Below are 6550 nucleotides of genomic sequence, written 5' to 3' on the forward strand. Positions count from 1 at the left end.
CGTTTCTTTGCCTTCTTTCTTGTCGTACAACAAGAAAGAAGGTCGCCCGCCGGGGGCGAGTCCCCGGCCAATGTGACGCCAAACACGGGAAAGCCCGCCGGGCTTGGAGAACCTGACCGGTCGCGGGGAAAACGCTTTCCACACTTCACGCGAACATAGCCTTTGCTTTTGGGCGCTGCCTTTGTTGTCTGCGGAAATGCAGGCGCTGAGTGGGGGGGGCGACTTCAGTCGCCCATCCGCGCGTTGAATCTCCGGCAAGCCGTTGATCAGCCTCCGCGGGCGACTGAAGTCGCCCCCGCAACGGCAGCACTGCGCAGCTGCAAGCAAGGCAAAGATTCCACAGCCAAGGGCGACAGCGTTTTTGCTTTTGAGCTCCGGTTTTGCTCCCCGTGATATGTCTGATCAGAAAAGATATCAAAAAAGAGTTGTCCTATCTTAAAAGTATCGTATAAAGTATCTTCTTTGGAGGAGTTGCGCCGCAGATATCAAATATTAGATGCGGCCCGGTCGTTAACGTCACGGACAGAGGGGATTCGGCTTTGGATGCAGGAATCGTTTTGATACTTGGGCAGGACGGGATAACCAGCGGGGCGATCTATGCCCTGCTGGCGATAGCCCTGGTCCTGATTTTTTCGGTTACACGCGTGATCTTCATTCCGCAGGGCGAGTTCATCGCCTTTGCGGCGCTCACGCTGGCCGCACTGCAATCGGGCAAGGTGCCGGGTACGGTGTGGCTGCTGGTGGCAATGGGGGCTTTCGTGGCCCTGATCGACGGAGTGGCCCGCCTGCGCGACCGCGACACCGAAGGCCTGGGCAGCCTGCTGGGCTGGAACCTGGCCTATCCGCTGGCGCTGGCCGCGCTGCTGTATGGCGTGAATCCCGGCGAGCTGGCCATGCCGCTGCAGATCGCGCTGACGCTGGCCATCCTGGTGCCGCTGGGGCCGATGATCTACCGCATCGCCTACCAGCCCATCGCCGACACCAGCGTGCTGGTGCTGCTGATTGCCTCGGTGGCGGTGCACCTGATGCTGACCGGCCTCGGCCTGGTCTTTTTCGGTGCGGAGGGCGTGCGCACCGCGCCGTTCTCGGAAGGCAGCCTGGTGCTGGGCGAGGTGTCGATCAGCCTGCAAACCCTGTGGGTGGTCGGTTGCTCGCTGACCTTCATCGTCGGGCTGTACGCCTTCTTTGCCCGCACCATCTACGGCAAGGCCTTGCGTGCCACGGCGGTTAACCAGTCCGGCGCCAAGCTGATGGGCATCTCGCCGGTGGTTGCCGGCAAGCTCACCTTCTTGCTGGCGGCGCTGCTGGGCGTGTTCTCGGGCCTCCTGATCGGCCCGATCACCACCATCTACTACGACACCGGTTTCCTGATCGGCCTCAAGGGCTTCGTCGCGGCCATCATCGGCGGGCTGGCGAGCTACCCGCTGGCGGCGCTCGGCGCGGTGCTGGTGGGCCTGCTGGAATCGTTCTCGTCGTTCTGGGCCAGTGCCTTCAAGGAAGTGCTGGTCTTCACCCTGATCATCCCGGTGCTGTTGTGGCGCTCGTTCAACAGCCATCACGTGGAGGACGAAGAATGAAACAGTCCGTCCGTCTTCTGGCGGTGCTTGCCGTGCTGGCCATTGCGCCGGCGGTGCTGCCGCCTTATTACGTCACCCTGCTCAACTACATCGGCATCTCGGCGCTGGTGGCCGTTGGCCTGGTGCTGCTCACCGGCGTCGGCGGGCTCACGTCCTTCGGCCAGGCCGCCTTTGTCGGCGTGGGTGCCTACACCACGGCGGTGCTCACCACCGCCGAGAACCTGCCCGGCTGGATCGCGTGGGCCGGGCAGTCGCCGTGGCTGACCTTGATTGTCGGCCTGGTGCTGACCGCCACCATTGCGCTGCTGCTCGGTTCGCTGACCCTCAAGCTGTCGGGCCACTACCTGCCGCTGGGCACCATTGCCTGGGGCATCAGCCTGTACTTCCTGTTCGGCACGCTGGATTTTCTGGGCGCGCAGAGCGGTATCTCCGGCCTGCCGCCGATCAGCATCGGCAGCTGGGTGATGGAAGACGGCAGCGAGATCTACTACCTGATCTGGGCCTTCGTGATGGCTGCGGTGGTGACCACCCAGAACCTGCTGGATTCCCGCGAGGGCCGGGCGATCCGCGCCCTCAAGGGCGGCGTGGTGATGGCCGAGGCGATGGGCGTGAATACCTCGCGCTCGCGCATCGTGATCTTCGTGATCGCCGCGTTGCACGCCAGTGCCGCCGGCTGGTTGTATGCCCACATGCAGCGGCTGGTTAACCCGTCTCCCTTCGGCCTGCACCACGGCATCGAGTACCTGTTCATGGCGGTGGTCGGCGGCGCCGGCTACGTGTGGGGCGCGGTGATCGGCTCCGGGCTGGTGACGCTGCTCAACCAGTGGCTGCAGGATTGGCTGCCCAAGCTGTTCGGCCACGCCGGCAACTACGAAATCATCATCTTCGGCATGTTGCTGCTGCTGATCCTGCACCGTGCCCGCGAAGGCATGTGGCCGGCCGTGCTCAGCCTGCTGCGCGTGAAGGCTGAGCCCAAGAAGGTGGTCGACAGCGCCGAGGCCCTGCCGCGCCGCACCATGCCGACCCGCGGCGAGGTGATCCTGGAGGTGAAGGACGTGACCCGGCGCTTCGGCGGCCTGGTGGCCAACAACAACATGAACTTCAGCATGCACGCCGGTGAAATCCTGGCGCTGATCGGCCCCAACGGCGCCGGCAAGAGCACCATGTTCAACCAGATTTCCGGCGTCGATACGCCCACTTCGGGCGAGATCGTCTTCACCGGAAAGGCCGTGGCCGGCCATGACTCGCGGGAAATCGCCCGCCTGGGCATGAGCCGCAGCTTCCAGCACGTCCGCCTGTTGCCCCGCATGAGCGTGCTTGAAAACGTGGCCATCGGTACCCACCAGCGCGGTTCGAGCGGCGTGCTGCCCGCGGCCTGGCGCTTCGAGCGCAAGGAAGAAGAACGCCTGCTCGCCGAAGCCGCCCGGCAGATCCGCCGCGTGGGCCTGGAAGAACACATGCACGACGAGGCCGGTTCGCTGTCGCTGGGCCAGCAGCGCATCATCGAAATCGCCCGTGCGCTGGCGGCCGACCCCTGCCTGCTGCTCCTCGACGAGCCGGCTGCCGGCCTGCGCTTCAAGGAGAAGGAAGCCCTCACCGAACTGCTGCGCAAGCTGAAGGCGGAAGGCGTGGCGATTCTGCTGGTCGAGCACGACATGGATTTCGTGATGGGCCTCGTGGATCGCATCGTGGTGATGGAGTTCGGAGAAAAGATCGCCGAAGGGCTGCCGGAGGAAATCCAGCAGAACGAACGCGTGCTGGCTGCGTACCTGGGAGGTGTGGAATGAGCGCTTTGCTTGAAGTGGAAGAGTTGCGGGTCAATTACGGCAAGGTCGAGGCGGTGCACAACATCGGCCTCAAGGTCGAGGCCGGCCAGATCGTGACCGTCATCGGCCCCAACGGCGCCGGCAAGACGACCAGCCTCGCGGCGATCATGGGCTTGCTGCCTTCCAGCGGCCGCATCGTTTTCGATGGCCACGCCCAGCGCCGCGCCAACGTGGAAAAACGGGTCATCCAGGGCCTGGCCCTGGTGCCCGAAAAGCGCGACCTGTTTGGCGAGATGAGCGTCGAGGACAACCTCGTGCTCGGCGCTTTCCAGCGCTATCGCCAGGGCCATCGCGACCAGGCGAAGACGATGGAGGAAGTCTTCGAACTGTTTCCGCGGCTCAAGGAGCGGCGCAATCAGGCCGCCGCCACGATGTCCGGCGGCGAGCGCCAGATGCTGGCCATCGGCCGTGCGCTGATGGGCAAGCCCAAGCTCCTGATGCTCGACGAGCCCAGTCTTGGCCTGGCGCCGCTGATCGTGCGGGAAATCTTCCGCATCATCTCGGGCCTGCGCGAGCGCGGCGTGTCGATCCTGCTCGTCGAGCAGAACGCCCGCGCCGCGCTGCAGGTGGCCGACTACGCCTACGTGCTCGAAATGGGCGCCGTGGCGATGGAAGGCAAGGCCGCCGACCTGGCCGACGATCCGCGGGTGGTCGAGGCCTACCTGGGTTTCGGCAGCAAGCACCAGGACATGCTCGCCACCTGACCAGGCCGGCACATCCCTGTGTGGGGGCGACGTGTAGGGGCGACTTCAGTCGCCCGCGGACTTTGATCAACGGCTTGCCTGTGATGCAACGTGCGGATGGGCGACTGAAGTCGCCCCTACACCAGCGTCAGGCTGCACAGGGTTTCCTGCAGGGGCTGTCGATGATTTCGGGTGGGCTGCTCCGCGCTGCGTTGGGAGAAAGCCTGCCAGGCGCTAAAATGTGCGCTTGCAAAAAACGGCGGACATCAGTGTGAAAGCGGAGCAGGAAGAGCAAGACAAGCAGGGGGCAGCAGGCGGTCTGGATGCCGATTCGGCCCAACTGCTGAGCGTACTGGCCAGCAACATCCGGCTGTTTCGCGGGCAGCGCGGCATGACGCGCAAGAACCTCGCGGAGCAGTCCGGCGTGTCGCTGCCGCACCTGGCGCGCATGGAAAGCTCCCAGGGCAACGTGTCGGTGGTGGTGCTGGGCAAGGTGGCGCGGGCGCTCAACCAGTCGGTTGCCAGCATGTTTGCCGAGTCGGACTCGCTCTCGGGCGATCTGGGCCTGATCGTAGAATTTCTCCGGCGGCAGCCGGCGGACGAGGTGGCGCGGATTCGCGGGCAATTGTTCACCGAGTTCCAGCGGGCCGAATCCGCCCGCGGCAAGCGTATCGCCCTCATCGGCCTGCGCGGCGCAGGCAAGTCCACCGTCGGCAAGGCGCTGGCGGAGCGGCTCGGCCGCCCATTCATCGAACTCAACGAGCAGATCGAACGCGAGGCCGGCATCAGCGTTCAGGAAATCATCACCCTCTACGGGCAGGCCGGTTACCGCAAGCTCGAAAAGCGCTGCCTCGAAGAGCTGGCCATTGCCAACCCCGAAGTGGTGCTGGCCACCGGCGGCGGCATCGTCGTCGAGGCGCAAACCTACCAGCTCCTGCTCAGTTCCTTCTACACCGTGTGGCTGCGCGCCGACCCCGAAGTGCATTTTCGCCGCGTGATGGAACAGCGTGATGCCCGCATCGCCACGCCGGGCCACTACCGCGAGGCGATGGACAACATCCGCAACACCCTGGCCGCCCGCGAACACCTGGGCCAGATGGCCGCCCTGACGGTGGACACGACCCCGCTGACGGTGGATCAGGTGGTGGAAAAAATCATCGCGGCGCCCGGCGTGCTGGCGGGTGGCGGAGGCGGTGGCGGCTTGCCCCCCGGTTCGTGGCTTTGACGGAGGCGGGCTTGCCCCCCGGTTCGTGGCTTTGACGGAGGCGGGCTTGCGTCCGGCAGGCGATCTAATTATTTGTCGTACGACAAAAAAGTAGGTCGGGTTAGCGCAGCGTAACCCGACACCGAACGATCAGCCCTGCCCATGCGCATAAACACCCGCTTTCACAAAGCGGCCAAAGCTGGCGCAAGGCCAATCCAGCGCTGATCGGCCCAGCGCGTGGAGAAGTTGGCATCCTCAGGCGGTAAGCGGGAAGCATGGCGCGTCGATATCGCATGAGTAAATGTCGGATTACGCTGCGCTAATCCGACCTGCTTGCCGCACTATCAAAACGCGTCAAACCGGCGGATTGTTTTCCAGAAACTGGAGCAAGGCCTGAAATTTGGATGCGGCCTTGCCGGTCGGGTCGACGATGCTGTGGCTGAAATACTTCACGATATTGGCGGCCGTTATCCCGGTGGTGCGCGAGTTGTATGTCGTTCCATTGGCACCGCCTGCCATTTCCCCACCCTGACGAATGAGCGCGATCTGGCTGATGCCCTCAGCGGCTTTGGCGTTGCCGCTGGCGACGGCTTTGTCGTACAGCGCTTTTTCCGCTGAACTGAGATGTGCAAAGGTATTAACGAATCCCGTGGCCTTTTGCATGTAATCAATCTCGTCGGCGGTGCGCGTGTCGTATGACTTGGCGGAGATGTCGGCAAGCTTCTGGTCGTTGGCGAACAGAAAATCGTGGTCTTCCTGACTTCTATTCACCGGGCCCCTGGCTCTGATCTCGGCAAGCCGGGCCTCGACCACTCTGTCGGTGCTTCCAGCAGCGGAAGAGGACGAAGCCGCGAATGCCTCCCGCGCCGCCTGAGAAATATTGACGGTGTCGGCAGTACTTGCCGGTGATGCAGCCAAATATTGCCGGGTCGATGGCGAGTGCGCCACAGCGGAAGGGAAGTGAAAGGCTGAAATGGATTGGATGTTCATGGCATGCCTCCGCTTTGGATACGGTATGCCGGTGCAAAGAGCATGCCAGCGAGGGCTCGGAAGCTCACGACAGAACAGTAAGTCCAGTCCTGTAGGTCAGGTCAGCGCAGCGTAACCCGACACCGCATCATCAGTTCTGCTCATGTCCGGAGCCTTCAACACACATTGAATCGCCCCCAATCCGACGCATGAACGCCGGCTTTCACGAAGCGGACGTAAGGCCCCGGCCAACCCATCTTCCCCCAGCCCCTTAGCTCGCTAAACATAGTG

The 6550-nt window shown here is 63.6% G+C and carries 5 protein-coding genes; 4 read left to right on the forward strand and 1 reads right to left on the reverse strand.

Annotated elements, in window-relative coordinates:
* The first annotated feature begins 539 nt into the window (after positions 1 to 539).
* The 4 genes from Q1W26_RS02120 (at position 540) to Q1W26_RS02135 (ending at position 5311) form a co-directional block, all read left to right on the forward strand.
* Positions 540 to 1577 carry a branched-chain amino acid ABC transporter permease gene (locus Q1W26_RS02120; RefSeq protein ID WP_300435238.1) on the forward strand — a complete coding sequence of 346 codons (1038 nt, stop codon included), beginning with the start codon at positions 540 to 542 and terminating at the stop codon, positions 1575 to 1577.
* Positions 1574 to 3364 (forward strand): branched-chain amino acid ABC transporter ATP-binding protein/permease, encoded by a 1791-nt coding sequence (locus Q1W26_RS02125; RefSeq protein ID WP_300435240.1) that lies wholly within the window; start codon positions 1574 to 1576, stop codon positions 3362 to 3364. The genes Q1W26_RS02120 and Q1W26_RS02125 overlap by 4 nt, the downstream gene beginning before the upstream one ends.
* The gene (locus Q1W26_RS02130) at positions 3361 to 4107 is read left to right on the forward strand and encodes an ABC transporter ATP-binding protein (protein WP_300435241.1); all 747 of its coding nucleotides are present in this window, start codon (positions 3361 to 3363) and stop codon (positions 4105 to 4107) included. The genes Q1W26_RS02125 and Q1W26_RS02130 overlap by 4 nt, the downstream gene beginning before the upstream one ends.
* A gap of 250 nt (positions 4108 to 4357) precedes the next feature.
* Positions 4358 to 5311 carry a helix-turn-helix transcriptional regulator gene (locus tag Q1W26_RS02135; protein ID WP_300435244.1) on the forward strand — a complete coding sequence of 318 codons (954 nt, stop codon included), beginning with the start codon at positions 4358 to 4360 and terminating at the stop codon, positions 5309 to 5311.
* A 333-nt stretch (positions 5312 to 5644) separates the two neighbouring features.
* On the opposite strand, the gene Q1W26_RS02140 is transcribed toward Q1W26_RS02135, so the two are convergent.
* The gene (locus tag Q1W26_RS02140) at positions 5645 to 6280 is read right to left on the reverse strand and encodes a hypothetical protein (protein WP_300435247.1); all 636 of its coding nucleotides are present in this window, start codon (positions 6278 to 6280) and stop codon (positions 5645 to 5647) included.
* Between the last annotated feature and the right edge of the window lie 270 nt (positions 6281 to 6550).

Origin of the sequence: Zoogloea sp. (genome assembly GCF_030157465.1) — a bacterium.
Taxonomy (GTDB): Bacteria; Pseudomonadota; Gammaproteobacteria; order Burkholderiales; family Rhodocyclaceae; genus Zoogloea.

What these genes read in the sequence shown, in the direction of transcription:
- Q1W26_RS02125 (WP_300435240.1), top strand. Translation starts at nt 1,574, where the DNA reads ATGAAACAGTCCGTCCGTCTTCTGGCGGTGCTTGCCGTGCTGGCCATT.
- Q1W26_RS02130 (WP_300435241.1), top strand. Translation starts at nt 3,361, where the DNA reads ATGAGCGCTTTGCTTGAAGTGGAAGAGTTGCGGGTCAATTACGGCAAG.
- Q1W26_RS02140 (WP_300435247.1), bottom strand. Translation starts at nt 6,280, where the DNA reads ATGAACATCCAATCCATTTCAGCCTTTCACTTCCCTTCCGCTGTGGCG.